Annotated in this window: 22 protein-coding genes; 11 read left to right on the top strand and 11 right to left on the bottom strand. The window is 64.0% G+C overall.

From position 1 onward, the window contains the following. Positions 1-5: 5 nt before the first annotated feature. Together B3361_RS06955 and B3361_RS06950 are read right to left on the bottom strand one after the other, a co-directional pair. Positions 6-218 (bottom strand): cysteine-rich CWC family protein, encoded by a 213-nt coding sequence (locus tag B3361_RS06955; RefSeq protein WP_286920148.1) that lies wholly within the window; start codon positions 216-218, stop codon positions 6-8. Then, complete coding sequence (locus B3361_RS06950) at positions 215-1690, bottom strand: sensor domain-containing diguanylate cyclase (protein WP_286920147.1); 1476 nt, start codon at positions 1688-1690, stop codon at positions 215-217. The genes B3361_RS06955 and B3361_RS06950 overlap by 4 nt, the downstream gene beginning before the upstream one ends. A 212-nt stretch (positions 1691-1902) precedes the next feature. Between B3361_RS06950 and B3361_RS06945 the strand changes: the two genes are divergently transcribed. Then, positions 1903-2361, top strand: a complete 459-nt coding sequence (locus tag B3361_RS06945; protein WP_054905107.1) for a hypothetical protein — start codon at positions 1903-1905, stop codon at positions 2359-2361. Positions 2362-2373: 12 nt separating this feature from the next. Here the strand turns inward: B3361_RS06945 and B3361_RS06940 are convergent, their stop codons facing one another. Continuing rightward, positions 2374-3480, bottom strand: coding sequence for an enoyl-CoA hydratase/isomerase family protein (locus B3361_RS06940; RefSeq protein ID WP_029886128.1), 1107 nt, complete (start codon positions 3478-3480; stop codon positions 2374-2376). Positions 3481-3606: 126 nt separating this feature from the next. Between B3361_RS06940 and ung the strand changes: the two genes are divergently transcribed. Beyond that, a complete protein-coding gene (gene ung, locus B3361_RS06935) occupies positions 3607-4299 on the top strand; it encodes a uracil-DNA glycosylase (RefSeq protein ID WP_009683066.1) in 693 nt (230 codons plus the stop codon). Between the two features lie 60 nt (positions 4300-4359). On the opposite strand, the gene B3361_RS06930 is transcribed toward ung, so the two are convergent. From B3361_RS06930 to B3361_RS06910, 5 genes are all read right to left on the bottom strand, one after another. Then, positions 4360-5388, bottom strand: a complete 1029-nt coding sequence (locus B3361_RS06930; protein ID WP_054905108.1) for an AbrB family transcriptional regulator — start codon at positions 5386-5388, stop codon at positions 4360-4362. Continuing rightward, positions 5381-6895 carry a tripartite tricarboxylate transporter permease gene (locus B3361_RS06925; protein WP_054905109.1) on the bottom strand — a complete coding sequence of 505 codons (1515 nt, stop codon included), beginning with the start codon at positions 6893-6895 and terminating at the stop codon, positions 5381-5383. The genes B3361_RS06930 and B3361_RS06925 overlap by 8 nt, the downstream gene beginning before the upstream one ends. A 3-nt stretch (positions 6896-6898) precedes the next feature. Then, complete coding sequence (locus B3361_RS06920; protein WP_054905110.1) at positions 6899-7357, bottom strand: tripartite tricarboxylate transporter TctB family protein; 459 nt, start codon at positions 7355-7357, stop codon at positions 6899-6901. Positions 7358-7539: 182 nt separating this feature from the next. Continuing rightward, entirely contained in the window at positions 7540-8520 is a 981-nt protein-coding gene (locus B3361_RS06915; protein WP_054905111.1) for a Bug family tripartite tricarboxylate transporter substrate binding protein, read from the bottom strand. A 45-nt stretch (positions 8521-8565) separates the two neighbouring features. Continuing rightward, a complete protein-coding gene (locus B3361_RS06910) occupies positions 8566-9855 on the bottom strand; it encodes an OprD family porin (protein ID WP_009684775.1) in 1290 nt (429 codons plus the stop codon). A gap of 197 nt (positions 9856-10052) precedes the next feature. On the opposite strand from B3361_RS06910, the gene B3361_RS06905 reads away from it, so the two are divergent. Both B3361_RS06905 and B3361_RS06900 read left to right on the top strand, forming a co-directional pair. Continuing rightward, the gene (locus B3361_RS06905) at positions 10053-10724 is read left to right on the top strand and encodes a response regulator (protein WP_009684774.1); all 672 of its coding nucleotides are present in this window, start codon (positions 10053-10055) and stop codon (positions 10722-10724) included. After that, positions 10717-12096 (top strand): sensor histidine kinase, encoded by a 1380-nt coding sequence (locus tag B3361_RS06900; RefSeq protein ID WP_009684773.1) that lies wholly within the window; start codon positions 10717-10719, stop codon positions 12094-12096. The genes B3361_RS06905 and B3361_RS06900 overlap by 8 nt, the downstream gene beginning before the upstream one ends. A gap of 48 nt (positions 12097-12144) precedes the next feature. Here the strand turns inward: B3361_RS06900 and B3361_RS06895 are convergent, their stop codons facing one another. Beyond that, a complete protein-coding gene (locus tag B3361_RS06895) occupies positions 12145-12951 on the bottom strand; it encodes an HDOD domain-containing protein (RefSeq protein ID WP_009684772.1) in 807 nt (268 codons plus the stop codon). A 55-nt stretch (positions 12952-13006) separates the two neighbouring features. Then, on the bottom strand, positions 13007-13948 hold the full coding sequence (locus tag B3361_RS06890) for a YgfZ/GcvT domain-containing protein (protein ID WP_009684771.1): 942 nt from the start codon (positions 13946-13948) through the stop codon (positions 13007-13009). A gap of 133 nt (positions 13949-14081) precedes the next feature. Here B3361_RS06890 and B3361_RS06885 point away from each other — a divergent pair, with 133 nt between their 5' ends. Together B3361_RS06885 and B3361_RS06880 are read left to right on the top strand one after the other, a co-directional pair. Beyond that, positions 14082-14336 (top strand): succinate dehydrogenase assembly factor 2, encoded by a 255-nt coding sequence (locus B3361_RS06885; protein ID WP_009684770.1) that lies wholly within the window; start codon positions 14082-14084, stop codon positions 14334-14336. After that, entirely contained in the window at positions 14320-14784 is a 465-nt protein-coding gene (locus B3361_RS06880) for a protein YgfX (RefSeq protein ID WP_054905112.1), read from the top strand. Before B3361_RS06885 ends, B3361_RS06880 begins: the two co-directional genes overlap by 17 nt. On the opposite strand, the gene nadB is transcribed toward B3361_RS06880, so the two are convergent. After that, complete coding sequence (gene nadB / locus B3361_RS06875) at positions 14771-16375, bottom strand: L-aspartate oxidase (protein WP_054905113.1); 1605 nt, start codon at positions 16373-16375, stop codon at positions 14771-14773. The two genes, B3361_RS06880 and nadB, sit on opposite strands and share 14 nt — an antisense overlap. Before the next feature lie 432 nt (positions 16376-16807). On the opposite strand from nadB, the gene rpoE reads away from it, so the two are divergent. The 5 genes from rpoE (at position 16808) to lepA (ending at position 22580) form a co-directional block, all read left to right on the top strand. Continuing rightward, positions 16808-17389: an RNA polymerase sigma factor RpoE gene (gene rpoE, locus B3361_RS06870; protein ID WP_003252049.1), complete on the top strand. Its 582-nt coding sequence runs from the start codon at positions 16808-16810 to the stop codon at positions 17387-17389. A 31-nt stretch (positions 17390-17420) separates the two neighbouring features. Next, on the top strand, positions 17421-18011 hold the full coding sequence (locus tag B3361_RS06865) for a sigma-E factor negative regulatory protein (RefSeq protein ID WP_029886111.1): 591 nt from the start codon (positions 17421-17423) through the stop codon (positions 18009-18011). A 12-nt stretch (positions 18012-18023) separates the two neighbouring features. Further along, positions 18024-18989, top strand: coding sequence for a MucB/RseB C-terminal domain-containing protein (locus B3361_RS06860; RefSeq protein ID WP_054905114.1), 966 nt, complete (start codon positions 18024-18026; stop codon positions 18987-18989). A gap of 176 nt (positions 18990-19165) precedes the next feature. Further along, positions 19166-20599 (top strand): DegQ family serine endoprotease, encoded by a 1434-nt coding sequence (locus B3361_RS06855; RefSeq protein WP_029886109.1) that lies wholly within the window; start codon positions 19166-19168, stop codon positions 20597-20599. A 181-nt stretch (positions 20600-20780) separates the two neighbouring features. Further along, entirely contained in the window at positions 20781-22580 is a 1800-nt protein-coding gene (gene lepA, locus B3361_RS06850) for a translation elongation factor 4 (protein WP_029886108.1), read from the top strand.

Here is a 22580-nt window from a genome sequence, read left to right as displayed (position 1 = left end):
TGGCGTCAGCTGGAAGGGCGTGATTGGAGTTGGTCTTCAACGGCGGCGCAGCGCGGGCACAGGCAGGCTTTGTCCCGCAGCGCGGCGGGCAGTGCCTGAAGCACGCTCGGGTCGATGGTGACACCGTAGCACCAGCAGGCCTGGGTGGTCCGGCGTGGGTCGGCCAGGCTGCAGTGGTTGAGCGCGCCGCAAGCGGGGCAGTGTTGCTGATCAGTCATGGGGTTTCGCTACAGACACGGTTGCGGCCAGCCTGTTTGGCACGATAAAGGGCACGGTCGGCGCGGGTCAGCAGGGTGTGCAGGGTATCCCCCGGTCGCAGGCTGCTCAGGCCGATGCTGGTGGTCAGGCGCAGTGGCTGGTCGTCGTAGCTGAAGGTCAGCTGTTCGGTGCGCTGGCGGATCTTTTCCGCCACCTCGATGGCGTGCCGACCCTCGGCCTCACGCAGCAGCACGATGAATTCCTCGCCACCCCAGCGGCACAGTATATCCGACTGGCGCAGGCTGCTTTGCAGCACATTGGCGAACTGGCGCAGCACTTCGTCGCCTGCCAGGTGGCCATGGGTATCGTTTAACGCCTTGAAGTGGTCCAGGTCGAACAGCAATGCCACCAGCGGGCCATTGTCGCGCTGGGCTTCGCGCAGGGCCTGGGCAGCCAGCAGGTCGAAGCTGCGCCGGTTGAGCAGGCCGGTGAGGCTGTCGAGCGTCGCCAAGGCCTCTGTGCTGGCCTGATGGCGGCGGACCATGGCGTGTACCAGTGCCAGTACCACCAGGGTGATCATGGTGCAGATTGCCAGGTTCAGGTACAGCGAGTGACGGATGCGATCGAGCGCGCCGGTTTCCCGTTTGTCCACCAGCAGGTACCAGTCCAGTTCAGGCAACTGGCGCACGTTGAGGAAGTGGCTGTGCTGGTCGCTGTCACGGTACTCGTGGCTGCCTTCGCTGGGTACCGGCCGTTCGGCCAGCAGGTTTTGCAGTTCGGGGTTGGCACTGAGCCGCTGGCCCACCTGTAGGCCATGCGGGCCGCCTGCCGAGCCGGTCAGCAGCACCTTGCCCTTGGCGTCGGTGAATAGTACCGCGCGCTGGTAGCGTTGTTGGTAGCGGTCGATCAGCTTGACCACCGACGATACGCTCAGGCCGACACCGGCGACGCCGATGAAGCGTTGCTGATAGTCATGCACCTGATAGTTGATGAATACGGTCAGGCTGTCATGGTTGGCCATGTCGAAGTCGACGTTGATCTCATAAGGTGCCTTGAGGTCACGCAGGCGGAAGTACCAGGCGTCGCGCCAGACACCAGGGTCGACATGCTTGAGCACCCCCTTGGCCTGGTAGTAGGTCAGGGTGCGGTCGGACACGAAAAATGAGGTGAAGGTGTCCTGCTTGCCCATGACCTCGCCCAGGTAGCGGGTCATGCGGGCGGTGTCCTGCTCGCCGGACAGCACCCAGTCGCGCAGGAAGGTGTCCTGGGCCATCATCGAGGCGATCAGTACCGGGCGAATCAGGTCTTTCTGGATTTCCGAGTAGACCGTGTCGGAGGTCAGCGGCAATTCGGTGTTGATGATGCCGTCACGGATAGCGCTGCGCGAAGCGAAGTAACTGAGCAGCGAGGTGGCGAGAAAGCCGCAGGCCAGCAGCAACAGGAGGGTGAAGATCAGCGAACGCTGCGAAAACAGGGTGTAACGTAAAGGCATGATCTTCCCATGATGTGTGCCGAGCCGCCCATTCTAGTGAGGTAGCCCTGAAATGACTGCAAGTTATTCGGTGCCCGGGCAGCTGTATCAAATTATTGCAGGAATGGCACTGCACCTTGTTCCCGGTGTCTTATTCAATGTCGATGAACACATTTCGCATCGACGCCCGACAGCGCCGCTGTGCGGGCACTCCAGCGGTCCAGGAGGCCGCCATGTCCTATCGAATCCTGTTGATCGCCCTGCTGGGGTCGATGACTTCCGCCTGCGCGCCTTACTACGAGAGTGGCAGCTACTACCGCTCCGACTATTACACCAGCGACCGCTATGCAGCGCCCGGGTACTATCGTTATGACCGTTACTACGTGGCGCCACAGCCACGCTACTACTACCAGCCGGCACCACGCTACTACTACCAGCCCGCCCCGCGTTACCGCTATCAGCCCGCACCCAACTACCGGCCGCAGCCACGCCCGCCGGTGACCCAGTGGCACGGCAACCCGCGCCATGACTATGGCAACCGCCAGCGTGATGACTACCGGGGTGACCGGGACCGGCACGACTACCGCGATGGCAGCCAGCGCTACCGGCGGGGCGGCTGGCAATCCAATGGGCCAGGCAATGGCGGTGGGCCAGGTGATGGGCCGCGCCGGCAGGGGCAATGGCAGCGCTAGGCAGCCACTGCACTAACCCAGGTCCGCCAGCGGGTGACTGCCCTCCCACACCTTGGCGAAGTGAGCCTCAACCACCGCTGCCGGCACCTGCGCCACATCCGGCCAGTGCCAGCGCGGCTGGTTGTCCTTGTCCAGCAGGCGGGCGCGTACCCCTTCACTGAACTCCGGGTGGCGGCAGCAGTTCAGGCTCATGCAGTACTCCATCTGCAACACTTGCGCCAGTGACAGGTGCCGCGCCCGGCGAATCTGCTCCCAAACCAGATGGGCGGTCAGCGGGCAGCCTTGCTGCAGTCGTTGGCCGGCGTCGGCCAGCAATGGGTCGTCATGGTGCTTCAGGTTTTCCAGCGCGCGCCATGCGGCAGCCGCATCGGCAACATCGAGCAACGCGTCGATCACTGCCCGGCGCGGCAACCATTGAGCGGCCGGTAATTCGGCACACACGCGGTGCTGTTCGGCCTTGAGCAGGCTGTTGAGCTGCAACGCGGTGTGTTCCTGCCAGTTCAGTTGCAGCAGCTCATCGACCAGGGTTTCTTGCTGGTGCTCACCCAGGAAGCGGTCGGCCAAACCCAGGTCCAGGGCATCGCGGGCGTTGAGCGGGGCGCCGGTCAGGCCAAGGAACAGCCCCAGTTTGCCTGGCAGCCGGGCCAGGAACCAGCTGGCGCCCACGTCCGGGTACAAGCCGATGCTGACCTCTGGCATGGCCAAACGGCTGCTGGGTGTGACAATGCGCACGTTGGCGCCTTGCAGTAACCCCATGCCGCCGCCCAGAACATGGCCATGCCCCCAGCACAGCAAAGGTTTGGGGTAGGTGTGCAGGCTGTAGTCCAGGCGGTATTCGGCGGCGAAGAAGGTGGCGGCCAGCGGTGGCACGCTGCCAGGTTGATCGCGGCAAGCCTGGGCCAGCGCGCGCACATCACCCCCCGCGCAGAATGCCTTGGCGCCGCTGCCACGCAACAGCACGCAGACCACCCCGGGGTCGCGCGCCCACGCCTGCAGCTGGTCGCCCAGCGCCTCGATCATCGGCAGGGTCAGGGCATTGAGCGCCATGGGCGCATCGAGGGTGGCGATGCCCATGCGGGCGCCATCGGCGCCAGTAAGCACCTCGCAATGAATGGTCATGGACTACCTCGCGCAAGTCATGGCCCAAGTATGGCTTGCCTGGCCAATCATGCCGGTCGTCGGTCGGATCGTTTGACAAGCGGGTAGGGCTTACCTAGTGTCGCGCCATTGTTTATGGAAGGCCCCATGACTGACGACGACCGTATCAAACTCGAACCCAGCTGGAAGGCCGCGTTGCGCGGTGAGTTCGACCAGCCCTACATGCATCAGTTGCGCGAGTTCCTGCGTAGCGAGTACGCTGCCGGCAAGCAGATCTACCCGCCAGGGCCGCTGATCTTCAACGCGCTCAACTCGACACCGCTGCAACAGGTGAAAGTGGTGATCCTCGGCCAGGACCCTTACCACGGGCCTGGCCAGGCGCACGGCTTGTGCTTCTCGGTGCAACCTGGGGTGGCCACGCCGCCGTCGCTGGTCAATATCTACAAAGAGTTGCAGCGGGACCTGAACATCCCGATCGCCAGCCACGGCTACCTGCAAAGCTGGGCCGAGCAAGGCGTGCTGCTGCTCAACACCACCATGACGGTCGAGCGCGCGAATGCGGCCTCGCATGCCAAGAAAGGCTGGGAGCACTTTACCGACCGGATCATCCAGGTCGTCAGCGAGCAGTGCCCGCACGTGGTGTTTCTGCTGTGGGGCGCCCATGCGCAGAGCAAGCAGAAGCTGATCGATGGCACCAAGCACCTGGTGCTGAAGTCGGTGCACCCGTCACCGTTGTCGGCTTACCGCGGCTTTCTCGGCTGCGGGCACTTCAGCCGCACCAACAGCTTCCTCGAGCAGCGCGGGTTGGCGCCGATCAACTGGGCGTTGCCGCCGTTGTAGTCATGTGGAATGGCGCAGCGCCTGGCCAGCGGGTTCACCGCTCGCCGGGCGCTGCGTTCATCAAGGCCTGGCGTTCCACGCGCGGAACAATGGCTCGGCCAGGAACAGCACCAGCAGCAGCCGCATCACCTGCAGAGCCGTCACCAGTGGCACCGACAGCTGCAGTGTCTCTGCGGTCAGGCTCATTTCGGCAATCCCGCCTGGCATCATGCCCAGTGTCAGCGAGCGCAAGTCCAGTGCCGTCAGGACGCTCAGTGCCCAGGCGGCCAGGGCGGCAATGGCCATGCAAAATGCCGTGGCCAGCAGGGTGCGGGCGAGAAACGATGGGGCGCGGCGGAAGAATTCGCGGTTGAAGTGGCAGGCCAGGGCGCTGCCAATCAACCATTGGCCGATCTGGCTGGCGCCGTTGGGCAGGGCGATCTGCAGGTTGGTGGCCAGGCTCACCGAGGCCGCCACCAGCAGTGGCCCGAACAGCCATGGGTTGGGCTGGCGCAAGCGCTGCCACAGCAGGGCCACGGCAATGCCCAGCGGGGCAATCAGGGCCAACCAGCTCCAACTTACGCTGCCTGCGTGGTTGAGCGCGACGCCGTCGCCCAGCAGGTACTTGAATATTGCCGGTACGCACAACACCACAGCCAGCACCCGCAGGCTCTGCGCGGCCGCCACCTGGCTGAGCACCGCGCCGTTGCGCGCGCCAAGGTTGACCATCTCTCCCGAACCGCCGGGCATGCTGGCGAAGAACGCAGTGGCGCGGTCCTCGCCGCTGCGCCTGAGCAGCCACACGCTGATCACGCTGGTCACGGTAGTGAACACCGCGCTGAAGAAAATCAGGACGAAGTGGCTGGCGACCTGCTCGATCACCGCCGGGGTGAAGTGCAGGCCAATGCCGATGCCGATGACCCACTGCCCGCATTTGCGGCCATTGGGTATTTCCGGCAATTGCCAGGGCGTCAGGCAGCGCACCAGGATGATCGCCAGCAGCGAGCCGATCATCCAAGGCAAAGGCCAGCCGACCTTGCTGGCGGCAAAACCCCCAGCAAGGCCGACCAGCCCGGTTGCAACGTACAGCGGCAGTGACCGGTCAGGCATCGGCCATGGCCCGACGCTGCTTCGCACGTTTGCGCCAGATGCGCAGCAGCGGCAGGGTCAGCATGCACAGGGTCAGCACCCATACCGACAGGCTGATGGGGCTTGACCAGAGGATGCCCAGTTCACCGTTGGAAATCGACAGCGCGCGGCGCAGGTTCTGTTCCATCAGGCCGCCGAGGATGAAGCCCAGCAGGATCGGCGACAGCGGGAAGTCCAGCTTGCGCAGGATGTAGCCCATGATACCGATGCCGACCATCAGGAACAGGTCGAAGGTGGTGGCGTGCACGGCGTACACGCCGATTGCGGTGATGATGGCGATCACCGGCACCAGCGCCCAGTTTGGTACGGCCAGGATGCGGGTGAAGATGCGGATCATCGGGATGTTGAGGATCACCAGCATGATGTTGGCGATGAACAGCGAGGCGATCAGGCCCCAGACGATGTCTGGCTGCTGCTCGAACAGCAGGGGGCCAGGGGTGATGTTGTACAGGGTCAGTGCACCGATCATCACCGCGGTGGTACCGGAGCCCGGTACGCCCAGCGTCAGCATGGGCACCAGGGCGCCACAGCAGGAAGCACCAATGGCGGTTTCGGGTGCCGCCAGGCCACGGGCGTCGCCCTTGCCGAACTTGCCGCTGGTGCCGGCGAGGCGTTTTTCGGTCATGTAGGCCACGGCGCTGGCCAGCGTGGCGCCAGCGCCCGGCAGCACGCCCATGATGAAACCGAGCAGGCCACAGCGGATATTCACCACGAACACCGAAGCCGCTTCCTTGAAGTTGAACAGCATGCGCCCGGTGGCCTTGACCGCCTGGTGGCCATGGTGGGTCTTTTCCAGCAGCAGGAGGATTTCGCTGATCGAGAACAGGCCCAGTACCAACACCACGAACTGGATGCCATCGGCCAGGTGCACGCTGTCGCCGGTGAAGCGGTAGACGCCGCTGTTGGCGTCGATACCGACCGCCGACAGGAACAGCCCGATCAATGCGGCAATGAAGGTTTTCAGCGGTTTGTCACCGGCCATGCCGCCCAGGCAGACGATGGCGAACACCATCAGCACGAAGTACTCGGCCGGGCCGAAGGCAATCGCCCATTTGGCCAGCAGGGGGGCGAACAGCACCATGCCGCAGGTGGCGATGAGCGCACCGATGAACGAACTCCAGGCCGACAGCGACAGGGCAACGCCAGCCAGGCCCTGGCGGGCCATCGGGTAACCGTCGAGGGTGGTCATCACGGTCGAAGCCTCGCCCGGGATGTTCAGCAGAATCGAGCTGATACGCCCGCCGTACTCGCAGCCCAGGTACACCGCTGCCAGCAGGATCAGCGCCGATTCTGGCGGCAGGCCGAGGGCGAAGGCAATCGGGATCAGCAGGGCCACGCCGTTGATCGGGCCCAGGCCCGGCAGCAGGCCGACCACGGTGCCGATCAAGGTGCCGGACAGGGCGGTGACCAGGTTATAGGGGGACAGGGCAACGCCGAAGCCCTGGCCCAGGTAGCTCAAGGTATCCATGTGTCAGTTCTCCAGTACGCTCAGCAGGCCAAGGGGCAGTGGCACGTCCATCACGCGGTCGAACAGCCAGTAGAGGAAGATGCTCATGCCCACCACCACGATGGCGCTGTGCAGCCAGCGGCCGCCGTACAGGCGCGCCATGGGCAGGCCCACCAGGCTGGCACTGAGAATGAAGCCCAGGGGTTCGAAGGTGGCGGCGAAAACCAGCAGCAGGCCGACGCACGCGGCGATCTTGATCAGGGTTGCGCGGTCCAGTTCTGGTTCGTCGTCCTTGCGCACGATCGGGGTCGGGCGGATAGCCAGGTACAGCAGGCCCAGGCCCATCAGGCCGAGCATCAGCAGTGGGTAGGCACGCGGGCCCACCGGCTCATAGGAAAACGCCGCCTGGTAGGGCCAGGCCATTACGGCAAGCACGGCGCACACCGCCAGCAAGACCAGGGCGAAGAGGCGTTGCAGGATCATGAAGGAATCCTCGTTGGGATCGCTGTAGGAGCGGCCTTGTGTCGCGATCGGCCGCGAAGCGGCCGCAAAGCCAGCCTCTGCGATCTGTCTGAAGCATCGCACGGCTGTTCCAGGGGCCGCTTTGCGGCCCAATCGCGACGCAAGGCCGCTCCTACACAGGGATGGTGGTGGATCCGGCAGGCTTACTGGATCAGGCCAAATTCCTTGGCCAGCGTCTTGTAGTCAGCCACTTGCTTCTTCACATAGCCGTCCAGTTCTTCGCCGGTCATGGCGAACGGGAACAGCTCGCGCTGGTCACGCAGTTTGGCGAAGTCTTCCGAAGCCAGCATCTTGTCGAACGACTGCTTCCACCAGGCGTAATCCTCGTCGCTGACCTTTGGCCCCAGGTAGAAACCGCGCACCACTGGCCAGACGATGTCATAACCCTGCTCCTTGGCAGTCGGGATGTCTTTCATCTCCGGCTCGTCCAGGCGGTTTTCCGAGAACACCGCGAGGATGCGCATGTTGCCGCTCTGAATGTGCGGCATGGAGTCTGAAATGTCGGTCGAGCCCACCTGGATGTGGCCGCCCAGCAGGGCCGTGGCAATTTCGCCGCCGCCTTCCAGGGCCACGTAACGCAGGTCGCGCGGGTTGATCCCGGCGGCCTTGGCGATCAGGGCGGTCTGCATCCAGTCCTGGCTGCCGACGGTGCCGCCAGAGCCGATCACCACTTTGCTCGGGTCTTTTTTCAGTGCTGCGACCAGGTCGTCGAGGGTCTTGTAGGGCGAGTCGCTCTTCACCGCGATGGCGCCGTAACTGGTGCCGACCGCGGCCAGCCATTTCACGGCGTTTTCGTCGAAGCGGCCGAACTTGCCCTGGGCCAGGTTCAGCAACGAACCGCTGGACCAGGCCACCAGTGTGCCGGCGTCAGCCGGGCGTTGGGCGACCACGGCGTTGTACGCCACCGCGCCGACACCGCCGGGCATGTAGGTGACGCGCATGGGTTTGCTGAGGATATTTTCCTGCACCAGGGCGCTTTGCACCAGCTTGCAGGTCAGGTCGAAACCGCCGCCCGGCGAGGCGGGGGCGATACATTCGGGGCGTTTCGGTTCGGCAGCGAGGGCGTTGCCGGCCAACAGCAGGCAGCCGGTAGCGAGGACGAGGCGGCGCAGTGAAAAGGTCATCGTCGATCTCCGTGAATGTTGTTGTTATCGGGTTAGGCTAGCGGCTTACCACAGCGCCACGCTGTAGCTCACCAGCAGCCGCACTTCGTCGGCATCGCGGGCGAGGTTGGAGCGGAATGTGGCGTTGCGCAAACGCACGGCCACGTTCTTCAACGGGCCGCTTTGTACGACGTACTTCATTTCGGTGTCGCGTTCCCACTCTTTGCCTTCGCCACCGGCGGCGCGGCTGACATTATCGCCGCTGATGTAGCGGGTCATGAAGGTCAGGCCGGGCACGCCCAGGGCGGCGAAGTTGTAGTCGTAGCGTGCCTGCCAGGAACGCTCGTCCTTGCCTGCGAAGTCGTTGATCTGCACGAAGTTGACCAGGTAGGGGTCGGCGCCATCCACATAAGGGAACGCGCTGTCGCCCGACAATTGCTGCCACGCGCCACTGACCTTGTGCCCACCCAGGGCGTAGCTGAGCATGCCGTTGAACGTGGTGTTGTCGATGTTGCCGGCCTTGGCGGCACCGGCGTCGTCGCTGATGGCCAGGCGCAGGTCGGCACCGAGGGTGCCTGGGCCCCACGGCTGGGTGGCGACCATGCCGATGAAGTGCTGGCGGTAGATATCGTCGAGCTGGGCGAAGTGATAGCTGCCGGTGATACGGTCGGTGAACTGGTAGTCGAGCCCACCCAGGGCCAGGTGATCGGCGCTGAACGAACCACCGAAGCGGCCATTCTTGTTGTTCAGGGCCAGGTCTTCCCAATTGGTGTCGTTCCGGTCCTTGGCTTTGTCCAGGCGCCCGCCAGTGAACGTCAGGCCCTTTATTTCCTTCGAGGTGAGCAGGCCGCCTTCGAAGGTTTGCGGCAGGATCCGGCCGTCGTTCGGTTGCAGGGTCGGCAGCTCGGGGATCAGCGTGCCGATCTTCAGTTCGGTCTGGGAGACCTTGACCTTGCCGGTCAGGCCCAGCTTGGAATATTCGTCGGCAGCCTTGCCGTCATCGTGGGTCGGCAGCAGGCCGGTATCGGTGCGGTCCGGGCTGGAGTCGAGCTTGATACCGAGCATGCCCAGCGCGTCCACGCCGAAGCCTACGGTGCCATCGGTGTAGCCGGACTCGAAGTTGAGCATGAAGCCCTGGGCCCATTCATCGCGCTTGGATTGTTGCGCGCTGGTGCCGTCGCGGAAATCGCGGTTGAAGTACATGTTGCGGGTTTCGAAGGTGGCCGTGCTGTCTTCGAAGAAGGCGGCCTGGCTCAGCGGGGCGACACCGGCGAGCGCCAGGGCGCTGGCGAGGGTGCTGGGGCGTGAGGCAAAGGAACGGGTAGGCGCAAACGCCTGCGGCTGTGCTGACAGCATCGTCGGTGACTCCGTTTTTGTTCTTATTCGTTGCACCTTGCTGGTGCTTTTTTCGGTGCGAGGCGCGACCGTAGGGCGATGCTAGGCAACGAACCTTTCGCTAACCTTTCAACCTGAAAGGTTGCCTCAAGGGGCTTCACAGGCCCGGCGACAGCGGTACACTCCGCGCCATTGCCCCAGCCGAGAGGGAGAAACCGATGCGTGTGCTGCTGGTCGAAGACCACCTGCAACTGGCCGAAAGCGTGGCCTTGGCCTTGAAAAGCCTGGGCCTGACCGTGGATGTGCTGCACGACGGCGTGGCCGCCGACCTGGCCCTGGCCAGCGAAGAATACGCAGTGGCCGTGCTGGATGTCGGCTTGCCGCGCATGGATGGCTTTGAAGTGCTGGCGCGTTTGCGTGGGCGCGGCAAGACCCTGCCGGTGTTGATGCTGACCGCCCGCAGCGACGTCAAGGACCGGGTCCACGGCCTGAACCTGGGGGCCGATGACTACCTGGCCAAGCCGTTCGAGCTGACCGAGCTGGAAGCCCGGGTCAAAGCCCTGCTGCGGCGCAGCGTGCTCGGTGGGGAGCGCCAGCAGCGCTGCGGGCCGTTGGTGTACGACCTCGATACCCGGCGTTTTGCCCTTGGCGACGACAACCTGACCCTGACCTCCCGTGAGCAGAGTGTGCTGGAGGCGCTGATCGCCCGCCCGGGCCGGGTGATGAGCAAGGAGCAGCTGGCCGCCCAGGTCTTCGGCCTGGACGAGGAGGCCAGCCCCGATGCCATCGAAATCTACATCCACCGCTTGCGCAAGAAGCTCGACGGCCAGCCGGTAGCCATCGTCACCTTCCGCGGCCTGGGCTACCTGCTAGAGCACCGCGATGCGTGACAATGGCAGCCTGCGCGGGCGCTTGATGGGCAATCTGGCGTTGCTGCTGGTGGTGCTGATGCTGGCCAGCGGCCTGAGCGCCTACTGGAATGGTCGCGAGGCTGCCGATACAGCCTACGACCGTACCCTGCTGGCCTCGGCACGGACCATCGCCGCGGGGCTGTCGCAGCGCGATGGCTCGCTGAGCGCCGACGTGCCTTACGTGGCGCTGGACACCTTCGCCTACGACAGCGCCGGGCGCATTTACTACACCGTGCTCGATATCCAGCAGCGGCTGATTTCCGGTTACGAGAACCTGCCGCCACCGCCGCCAGGCACGCCCCGCACCGACGATTACCCGGCGCTGGCGCGGTTCTACAACGCCACCTACCTGGGCCAGGACGTGCGCGTGGTCAGTTTGCTCAAGGCGGTGAGCGAGCCGAACATGAATGGCATGGCGGAAATCCGGGTGGCCGAGACCGAGGAGGCGCGGGTGAGCATGGCCCGCGGCTTGATGGCCGATACCTTGCTGCGCCTGGGCATGCTGGCGCTGGCGGCGCTGGTGATGGTGTGGTTCGCCGTCAGTGCGGCGCTGCGGCCGCTGGAGCGCCTGCGCACAGCGGTGGAGGAGCGCCAGCCCGACGACCTGCGGGCGCTGCCGGTGGTGCAGGTGCAGCGTGAGTTGGGCCCATTGGTGCGTGCCTTGAACCACTTCACTGAACGCCTGCGTGGCCAGTTCGAGCGCCAGGCGCAGTTCATTGCCGATGCCGCGCACGAACTGCGCACGCCGCTGGCGGCCTTGAAGGCGCGCGTCGAGTTGGGCCTGCGTTCGCCAGAGCCGCAGGCGTGGCGGGAAACGTTGGAGTCTGCCGCCCAGGGCACCGACAGGTTGACCCACCTGGCCAACCAGCTGCTGTCATTGGCACGGGTGGAGAACGGCGCGCGGGCGATTGCCGAGGGCGGTGCGCAGCGCCTGGACTTGAGCCAACTGGCCCGGGAGCTGGGCATGGCCATGGCGCCCCTGGCGCACAAGCGCGGCGTTGCGCTGGCGCTGGAGGCCGAGGCGCCGGTCTGGCTGAAGGGCGAGCCGACGTTGCTCAACGAGCTGTTGAGCAACCTGGTGGACAATGCCCTGGCGCATACACCGCAGGGCGGCAATGTGATCATTCGCGTGCTGGCCCCGGCCGTGCTGGAAGTGGAAGACGACGGGCCTGGCATTCCCGAGGCTGAGCGCGAGCGGGTCTTCGAGCGGTTCTACCGGCGCAGTGCGCAGGGCAGCGGGTTGGGGCTGGCCATCGTGGGCGAGATCTGCCGGGCGCACCTGGCGCAGGTGAGCCTGCATGATGGCGCGAAGGGCGGGTTGCGGGTACGGGTGAGTTTTATCGCGGACTGACGCGGTGCCTGTGCTGGCCCACCGCCGGCCAGCGCAGGTTTGAGCGGGTCAGCGCAACATGCTCCGCGCCTCAAGCAACTCTTCCACCTCAAGTTCGGTACCGAACGGCAAGCCCAGGTGGCGGTACGCCGGCAGCGCCGCCAACGGCCGCTGGCGCCCACGTTGGCTGATGCAACGCGCGATCTGCACGATGTCGATGTAGTCGACCTTGTCAGTCTGGCGGTCCAGGTCCTGAACCTGCGAGGGCAGGTTGACCAATTGCTCCGGAAACTCCCACGCCTTGAGAATCTTGTCACCCAGCGCCGGCTGGATCTGCTCGATCACATAATGCAGGCACACCGGGTCGGACAGCAGTTCGTTGTGCTCTTCGGCGTAGATCAGCACGGGCAGCGCGCCAATCTGGTTGACCAGCCCACCCAGGGTCGCCTGCTCAGGTTTGAGCTGGGTGTAGCGGCGCGTGATTTCGTAACTGATGCCCGCCACTTCCAGGCTGTTGGCCCAGATTTCACGCAATTTTTGCTCCACGGCCGACGAGCGGGCGTGGAAAATCTGCTCGATGACCAGGCCGATGGCGAGGTTGCAGCTGTAGTTGATGCCCAGCCGCGTGATGGCGGTGTGCAGGTCGGTCACTTCTACCGCCGCGCGCAGCAGCGGGCTGTTGACGACCTTGATCAGGCGCGCCGAAAGCGCCGCATCACGGCCGATCACCTTGCTCAGGGCCGCTACGCTGATCTCGCTGTCTTCTGCCGCCTCACGGATGCTCAAGGCAACTTCGGGCAGGGTCGGCAGGACCAGGTCATCCTTTTCGATGGCATCGAGCAACTGTGCTTGAACCATCTCGGCCAGCTTGTTCATGGGCGTGTCTACCGCAGTGGTGGTGCGGCCCCGCCACGCGGGCGGGGCAGGCTGGTCAGCGCTGGATTTCCCGGTCGCGGTCCAGTTCGTAAGGCAGGGTCAGCACCTGCAGGCGCGGGCCTTCCAGGCTGCCCAGGTGCAGGTTGTCGTCCTCTACCGCCTCGGCACTCAGCACGGCGAGCAATTCGCAGCCGGCACCGTTGCTGGCGGCCAGCACCACTTCACCGACCGACGAGCCGTGGGTGGGCGAGAAGATTTCCGCCCCCGGCGCCGGAACGGCGGCCTGGTCCAGCGCCAGGCGGTACTGACGGCGCTTGAGCTTGCCCAGGTACTGCATGCGCGCGACGATCTCCTGGCCGGTGTAGCAGCCCTTCTTGAAGCTGACGCCATCGACAGCTTGCAAGTTGATCATCTGGGGAATGAACAGCTCGCGGGTCGGCCCCATGACCTGACCGATGCCGGCGCGGACCTGGCCGAGCAGCCAGTCGTTGAGGCTGCCTTCGGGCAGGGCGGCGGCGAGGGCCTGGCGCACGGGCTCGGCGTTGTCCGCCGCTACCCACAGCTCTACGCGGCCGGCGGACACGGTGACCGCGATCAGCCCGGCCTGGCGCACGGTGCTGCCCGCGGCGCTGGGCAGGTCGATCCCCAGTGCTTGCAGTGCCGCCTCGCCCCCTTGCAGGCCGAAGCGTGCCCAGGCGCTGCTCTCATCGGTGAGCGTGGCCTTTGAAAACACGGCGTACTTCTTCAGGTCGGCCAATTGCGCCTCGAGCAGCTCGCTGGCCATGGCCAGCAGGTAGCCGTTGCCTTCGGGCAGGATACGGAAGCTCGACTGCATGCGCCCCTTGACCATGCAGCGGGCGCCGAGGCCGGCATGTTCCTGGCTGAGATAGTTGATGTTGCAGGTCAGCTGGCCTTGCAGGAACTTGCCTGCATCGGAGCCGCGGACGGCGAGGATGCCCTCGTGGGACAGGGGGCAGAAGAAAGCGGAATCGGCCATGGGTCATCGCGGTGGCTAAAGACTGGCGGCCATCATAGAACGCCGGTAACAAAATAGGTAGGTGAGTAGACCAACGCCCGGTGCCGCTGCGCTCGCCTGGCTGTATACTGGCGGGCCATTCGAGGAGGGCCCCATGGTCGAACAAACTGAACTCAACCGGCTGTTCTGGCACAGCCGCCGCGGCATGCTGGAACTGGACGTGCTGCTGGTGCCTTTCACCCAGGAAGTCTACCCCACCCTCAACGAGGCCGACCGCGAACTGTACGTGCGCCTGTTGAGCTGCGAGGATCAGGACATGTTCGGCTGGTTCATGGAGCGCACCGAGTCTGAAGACCCGGAGCTGCAGCGCATGGTTCGCATCATTCTGGACCGTGTCCAGCCCAAGTGAGTGTTATGAGTGCCGCTGGCAGGGCTCGCGCCGGCTGCTGGCGGTCTACCTGGCATGCCAGGGGGTAGCCTGGCTTGCCGCGTGGGCAAGCGCGCTGCCAGCCTGGCTGGCGTTTACCCTCATCATTGCCTGCCTTGCCCACGCTGCCTGGGCGCTTCCCCGCCGTATTCTCTTGACCCATGAACAGGCCGTTACCGGCTTGCGCCGTGATGTGCGCGGCTGGCAGGTGTACACCCGTGGTGGTGGTTGGCAGCCGGTGCGGCTGTGCCGGGACAGCATGGCCCTGCCTGAGTTGGTGGTGGTGCGCTTTGAGCGCGCCGGGCGCTGGTTGGGGCAAAGCCAGTGTGTACCGCCGGATGCCCTGGGCGCGGACGAGCATCGGCGGTTGCGGGTGCGGTTGAAATTCAGCCGGCGGCGCTGGGGCGCTGCAGCGCTCAGGTCGGGCTGAGCACCGTGTCCTTTGCTTCGTCCAGCATGCCCGGGTAGTCCAGGGTGTAATGCAAGCCGCGGCTCTCTTTGCGCTGCATCGCCGACAGGATCATCAGCTCGGCCACCTGCGCCAGGTTGCGCAGTTCGATCAGGTCGCGGCTGACCTTGTAGTTACTGTAGAACTCGTCGATTTCATCCAGCAGCAGCCGAATGCGGTGCTGCGCCCGCTGCAGGCGCTTGCTGGTGCGCACGATACCCACGTAGTCCCACATGAACCGCCGCAACTCGTCCCAGTTGTGCGCGATGATCACGTCCTCGTCCGAATCGGTCACCTGGCTGGCATCCCAACCCGGCAGAGCCCTTGGCATGCTCACCTGCTGCAGGTTGGCCTCGATGTCGGCAGCCGCGGCGCGGCCATACACAAAACACTCCAGCAGTGAGTTGCTGGCCATGCGGTTGGCGCCATGCAGGCCCGTGAAACTGGTTTCGCCAATCGCGTACAAACCCGGCACATCGGTGTGGCCGCGGTCGTCGACCATTACCCCGCCGCAGGTGTAGTGCGCGGCAGGCACCACCGGAATCGGCTGGCGGGTGATGTCGATGCCAAACGCCAGGCACCGCTCGTACACGGTGGGGAAGTGGCCCTTGATGAACTCGGCTGGCTTGTGGGTGATGTCCAGGTACACGCAGTCCACACCCAGGCGCTTCATTTCGTGGTCGATGGCGCGGGCGACGATATCGCGGGGCGCCAGTTCCTCGCGCGGGTCGAAACGTGGCATGAAACGCTCGCCATTGGGCAGGCGCAGCAGGGCGCCCTCGCCACGCAGGGCCTCGGTGATCAGGAAGCTCTTGGCCTGCGGGTGATACAGGCAGGTCGGGTGGAACTGGTTGAACTCCAGGTTCGCCACCCGGCAACCGGCCCGCCAGGCCATGGCAATGCCGTCGCCACACGCGCCGTCGGGGTTGCTGGTGTAGAGGTAGACCTTGGCCGCGCCGCCAGTGGCCAGCACGGTGAAGCGTGCCCCGAAGGTGTCGACCTCACCACTGTTGCGGTTGAGCACATAGGCGCCCAGGCAGCGCTCGCCGGGCAGGCCCAGGCGCCGCTCGGTGATCAGGTCGACTGCCACGCGCTGTTCAAGCAGCTCGATATTCGGGCGCGAGCGGGCCTGCTTGAGCAGCGTGGTGAAAATGGCGGCACCGGTCGCATCGGCGGCGTGGATGATCCGCCGGTGGCTATGGCCGCCCTCGCGGGTAAGGTGGAACTCGAAGCCGCCATCGTCGACGCTGTAGTGCTCGTCGCGGGTAAACGGTACGCCTTGTTCGATCAGCCACTGTATGGCTTCGCGGCTGTGTTCGACAGTGAAGCGTACGGCGTCTTCATGGCACAGGCCGCCGCCGGCATTGAGGGTATCCTCCACATGCGACTGCACTGTGTCGGTATTGTCCAGCACCGCAGCGACACCGCCCTGGGCCCAGAAGGTCGAGCCATTGGCCAGGTCGCCCTTGCTCAGCACGGCGATGCGCAGGTGGCTGGGGAGGTTGAGTGCCAGGCTGAGACCGGCGGCACCGCTGCCGATCACCAGGACATCATGTTGGAATTGTTGGCTCATGTCGGGACACTAGTAATCTTTGGAGGGGGCGCGGCACAATAGCCACGCGCAGGTGGCATAGTGAAACTATTGTTCGCTCGACCGGGCTGCCTTTATAGCAGCCCCCGGTGGCCAATTTCCATGCCAGCTGCCAGCGTGGCCAACCTTTGTGGGAACTTTCCGACATGGCCGGAAATCCTATGAAGGTTGCCCGCACGCCACAAATTGCCGCGGCGACGCAGGGCGGCAGGCCTGTCCCGGCTGTCCCTGCGTACACGTAACCTGATTATCGACGAAGCCGGCGATGACCGTGCCTCGTCTTCCGTGCAAGCCGACCAAGGGCTGCAGGAAACTTGCTTGGAGGGGAGAACTTTTGCGAAAAGCCCGAGTCTATGGTTGCAAGCCTGAGCGATGGCTGTTGCAACGCTCCTTCGAGTTCACTGAGGAGTGTTCATGCTAACCCAGGAAGAGGATCAGCAACTTGTCGAGCGCGTGCAGCGCGGCGACAGGCGAGCGTTCGATCTGTTGGTGCTGAAGTATCAGCACAAGATTCTCGGGTTGATCGTGCGGTTCGTTCACGATACCCACGAGGCCCAGGATGTTGCGCAGGAAGCCTTTATCAAGGCCTACCGTGCACTTGGCAATTTCCGCGGCGACAGTGCGTTTTACACGTGGCTGTACCGCATCGCCATCAACACGGCGAAGAACTACCTGGTGTCCCGTGGAAGACGGCCGCCAGACAGCGATGTCAGCTCCGAGGATGCGGAGTTTTACGACGGCGATCATGGCCTCAAGGATCTTGAGTCTCCAGAGCGCTCGTTGTTGCGGGATGAGATCGAAGGCACCGTCCATCGCACCATCCAGCAACTGCCCGAAGACCTGCGCACGGCGCTTACCCTGCGTGAGTTCGATGGCCTGAGTTACGAAGACATTGCCAGTGTCATGCAATGTCCGGTGGGTACCGTGCGCTCTCGAATCTTCCGCGCTCGGGAGGCCATAGACAAAGCCCTGCAACCGTTGTTGCAGGAAACCTGAGACAGCGGCGACAGCCAAGAGAGGAACCGCCATGAGTCGTGAAGCTTTGCAGGAATCGCTGTCCGCGGTAATGGATAACGAAGCGGACGAACTGGAATTGCGTCGGGTGTTGAACGCCGTCGACGAAGCCGAAACCCGTGCCACCTGGTCCCGTTACCAGGTAGCCCGCGCAGCCATGCACAAGGAGTTGCTGCTGCCCAACCTGGATATCGCCTCGGCGGTGTCTGCGGCGCTGGCCGATGAAGCCGTGCCGGCCAAGGTCAACAAGGGCCCGTGGCGCAGCATCGGCCGCCTGGCTGTGGCTGCTTCGGTCACCGTGGCCGTGCTGGCGGGTGTGCGCATGTACAACCAGGACGAGATCACCGGTGCCGAGCTGGCTGCCCAGCAGCCGGTCCAGCAGGGCGTGAGCGTGCCACAAGCACAGGGCCCTGCAGTATTGGCAGGTTATACCGAGAGCAGCGAGCAACCGACCGGGCCAATGGCCAACGGTGTGCTGCAGAACCAGGCCGGCTGGGACCAGCGTCTGCCAGGTTACCTGCGCCAGCATGCTCAGGAGTCTGCGCTCAAGGGTACTGAAACTGCACTGCCGTATGCCCGCGCTGCCAGCCTGGAAAACCGTTAAGTAAGGAGGCTCATGCGCGCGCTACCTCTCCTGACGCTGCTGGTTGGCAGCTGCATGACGGTGCCAGCGTTGGCAGCCAATTCTTCGCCCGAGGCGAGTGAATGGCTGAACAAGCTGGCACAGGCCGAGCAAAAACAGAGCTACCAAGGCGCTTTCGTCTACGAACGCAACGGTAGTTTTTCTTCACACGATATCTGGCACAGGGTAGAGGGCGGCAAGGTCAGCGAGCGGCTATTGCAGCTCGATGGCGCAGCCGAGGAAATCGTGCGCGTTGATGGCAAGGTGGCGTGTGTCAGCGGCGCCTTGGCCAGCGGGGTTACCAGCCCTCCAGATACTGCACCGCGTGTGCTTGATCCCCTGAAGCTCATGGGTTGGTACGACCTGAGCGTGGCGGGCAAGTCACGCGTGGCCGGGCGTGACGCGGTGATTGTGACGCTCACGCCGCGCGACCAGCACCGCTATGCCTTCGAATTGCACCTGGACCGCAAGACCGGCCTGCCGCTGCGCTCCTTGATGCTCAACGACAAGGGGCAGTTGCTGGAACGCTTCCAGATGACCCGTCTCGATACCGATGACCTGCCCAGCGACAGCGACCTGCAACCAAGCGCCGCCTGCAAGCCTGTGCAGCATGTGGCCTCGGTCAGCAATGACAACATCGCCGCCTGGCGTTCGGACTGGTTGCCGCCGGGCTTCGAACTGGTCAACAGCACCGTGCACCGCGACCCCAAGCTTGGCAGCTCGGTCAGTAGCCTGATGTACGACGATGGCCTGGCGCGCTTCTCGGTGTTCCTCGAGCCGGTCAAGGATGACGGTGGTAACGATGTGCGCACCCAGCTTGGGCCGACGTCGGCGGTTTCACGTCGCCTGAATACGCCCAAGGGCAAGGTCATGGTGACGGTCGTCGGTGAAATCCCCCTGGGTACGGCAGAGCGTGTTGCCCTGTCCATGCGACCTCAGGATGCCCAGGTACGCCAGTAATGGCGCCCGTTTGCGGGCCGTGCCAAAGGCAGCCGGGCATACGCCTGAAATGAAATTAAAGCATTGTCATTTGCAATCCGGCGGCAAATTTTCTATAGGTCAGGCTTTCAGGAGCCTGGCCTTTCCTGTTTTGTGCAGGGGCCTTTCTAACTACCGCTCGTTGTGACGGGAGCCGTATGTCAATACCACGCTTGAAATCCTACCTAATGATGGTCGCCACCGTGCTGATGCTCGGCCAGGCGCTCACCGCCCAGGCCGACGAAGCCCTGCCGGACTTCACCACGCTGGTCGAGCAGGCCTCGCCCGCGGTGGTCAACATCAGCACCAAGCAGAAGCTGCCGGACCGCCGCGTGGCCCAGGGCCAGATGCCGGACCTGGAAGGCCTGCCGCCGATGTTCCGCGAATTCTTCGAGCGCAACATGCCGCAACAGCCGCGCTCGCCCCGTGGCGATCGCCAGCGTGAGGCCATGTCGCTGGGCTCTGGCTTCATCATTTCCAGCGATGGCTATGTGTTGACCAACAACCATGTGGTCGCCGATGCCGACGAGATCATCGTCCGCCTGTCGGACCGCAGTGAGCTGCAGGCCAAGCTGATCGGCACCGATCCCCGTACCGACGTGGCCTTGCTCAAGGTTGATGGCAAGAACCTGCCCACCGTGAAACTGGGTGACTCCGAGAAGCTCAAGGTGGGCGAGTGGGTATTGGCCATCGGTTCGCCGTTCGGCTTCGACCACTCGGTGACCAAGGGCATCGTCAGCGCCAAGGGTCGCACCCTGCCCAACGATACCTATGTGCCGTTCATCCAGACCGACGTGGCCATCAACCCGGGTAACTCCGGTGGTCCGCTGTTCAACATGAAGGGCGAAGTGGTGGGTATCAACTCGCAGATCTTCACCCGTTCGGGCGGCTTCATGGGCCTGTCGTTCGCCATCCCGATCGATGTGGCGCTCGACGTTTCCAACCAGTTGAAGAAAGACGGCAAAGTCAGCCGCGGCTGGCTGGGCGTGGTGATTCAGGAGGTCAACAAGGACCTGGCCGAATCCTTCGGCCTCGACAAGCCGGCCGGCGCCCTGGTAGCCCAGGTGCTGGAAAACGGCCCGGCCGCCAAGGGTGGCTTGCAGGTGGGTGACGTGATCCTGAGCATGAACGGCCAGCCGATCGTCATGTCGGCCGACCTGCCGCACCTGGTCGGCAGCCTCAAGGATGGCGAAAAAGCCAAGCTGGAAATCATCCGCAACGGCAAGCGCCAGACCCTGGACGTGGCCGTGGGCGCCATGCCGGACGACGACGCCGACATCACCGCCGGTGCCGACGGCAGCACCGAGCGCAGCAGCAACCGCCTGGGTGTCGCGGTCGCCGACCTGACCGCCGAGCAGAAAAAATCCCTCGAGCTCAAGGGCGGCGTGGTGATCAAGGAAGTCCAGGATGGTCCGGCAGCGCTCATCGGCCTGCGCCCGGGTGACGTCATCAGCCACCTGAACAACCAGGCCATCGGCTCGGCCAAGGAATTCACCGAAATCGCCAAGGAACTGCCGAAGAACCGCTCGGTGTCGATGCGCGTGCTGCGTCAGGGCCGTGCCAGCTTCATCACCTTCAAGCTCGCTGAATAAGCGGCCAGGTGGGGCGAAAAGGGCAGCTTCGGCTGCCCTTTTTCATGAATATTCACAATTGGCTGGCGGGTAGTTGTGTACAGTCGGGCAGAGGAATCTCCCATCTGCGAACAGCTTAAGGTACAATGCCCGGCTATTTTTCGGCGGGCGTCCGGCTCGCAGCCTTTTCGAGTGTTGACCCGTGAGTGATTTGAGTCATATCCGCAATTTCTCCATCATCGCCCACATCGACCATGGCAAGTCGACGCTGGCCGACCGTTTCATCCAGATGTGCGGTGGCCTGACGGCTCGCGAAATGGAAGCCCAGGTACTGGACTCCATGGACCTGGAGCGCGAACGCGGTATTACCATCAAGGCCCACAGCGTCACGCTGCACTACAAGGCGCAGGACGGCAAGATCTACCAGCTGAACTTCATCGACACCCCCGGCCACGTCGACTTCACCTACGAAGTCTCGCGCTCGCTGGCAGCCTGTGAAGGCGCACTGCTGGTGGTCGACGCCGGCCAGGGGGTAGAGGCCCAGTCGGTTGCCAACTGCTACACCGCCATCGAGCAGGGCCTGGAGGTCATGCCGGTCCTCAACAAGATGGACCTGCCCCAGGCCGACCCGGACCGCGTCAAGGACGAAATCGAGAAAATCATCGGTATCGACGCCACTGACGCCGTGGCCTGCAGTGCCAAGAGCGGCATGGGCGTGGACGAGGTGCTCGAGCGCCTGGTGCACTCGATCCCGGCACCCGTGGGCGAAATCGATGCGCCGCTGCAAGCGCTGATCATCGACTCCTGGTTCGACAACTACCTGGGCGTGGTCTCGCTGGTGCGCGTGCGCCAGGGGCGCGTCAAGAAGGGCGACAAGATCCTGGTCAAGTCCACCGGCAAGGTGCACCTGGTCGACAGCGTGGGGGTGTTCACCCCGAAACACACCCAGACCGCCGACCTGAAAGCCGGTGAAGTGGGCTTCATCATCGCCAGCATCAAGGACATTCACGGTGCCCCGGTCGGCGACACCCTGACCTTGTCCTCGACCCCCGAGGTCGAAGTGCTGCCAGGCTTCAAGAAAATCCAGCCGCAGGTCTACGCAGGCCTGTTCCCGGTCAGCTCCGACGACTTCGAAGACTTCCGCGATGCCCTGCAGAAGCTCACCCTGAACGATTCGTCGCTGCAGTACATGCCGGAAAGCTCCGATGCACTGGGCTTCGGTTTCCGTTGCGGCTTCCTCGGCATGCTGCACATGGAGATCATCCAGGAGCGCCTGGAGCGCGAGTACGACCTGGACCTGATCACCACCGCACCCAGCGTGATCTACGAGCTGGAGCTGAAAACCGGCGAAACTATTGTCGTCGACAACCCGTCCAAGCTCCCGGATGTTTCAGCCGTGGCCGACTTCCGCGAGCCGATCGTGACCGCGACCATTCTGGTGCCGCAGGAGCACCTGGGTAACGTGATCACCTTGTGCATCGAGAAGCGTGGCGTGCAGCGCGACATGCAGTTCCTCGGCAGCCAGGTGCAGGTGCGCTATGACATGCCGATGAACGAAGTGGTGCTGGACTTCTTCGACCGCCTCAAATCCACCAGCCGCGGCTATGCTTCGCTGGATTACCATTTTGATCGCTACCAGTCGGCCAACCTGGTCAAGCTGGACGTGCTGATCAACGGCGACAAGGTCGATGCCCTGGCATTGATCGTGCACCGCGACAACGCGGCCTACAAAGGCCGTGCGTTGACCGAGAAGATGAAGGAACTGATCCCTCGGCAGATGTTCGACGTGGCGATCCAGGCAGCCATTGGCGGCCAGATCATTGCCCGGACAACCGTCAAGGCGCTCAGAAAGAACGTACTGGCCAAGTGCTACGGTGGTGACGTCAGCCGTAAGAAGAAACTGCTGGAGAAGCAGAAGGCCGGTAAGAAACGCATGAAACAGGTGGGCAACGTGGAAATTCCACAGGAAGCCTTCCTCGCCGTGCTCAGGTTGGATAGCTAG

The organism is Pseudomonas sp. UBA6699, from assembly GCF_002454615.1.
Classification (GTDB): Bacteria; Pseudomonadota; Gammaproteobacteria; order Pseudomonadales; family Pseudomonadaceae; genus Aquipseudomonas; species Aquipseudomonas juntendi.
This window is presented reverse-complemented; position numbering and strand designations above follow the sequence as displayed.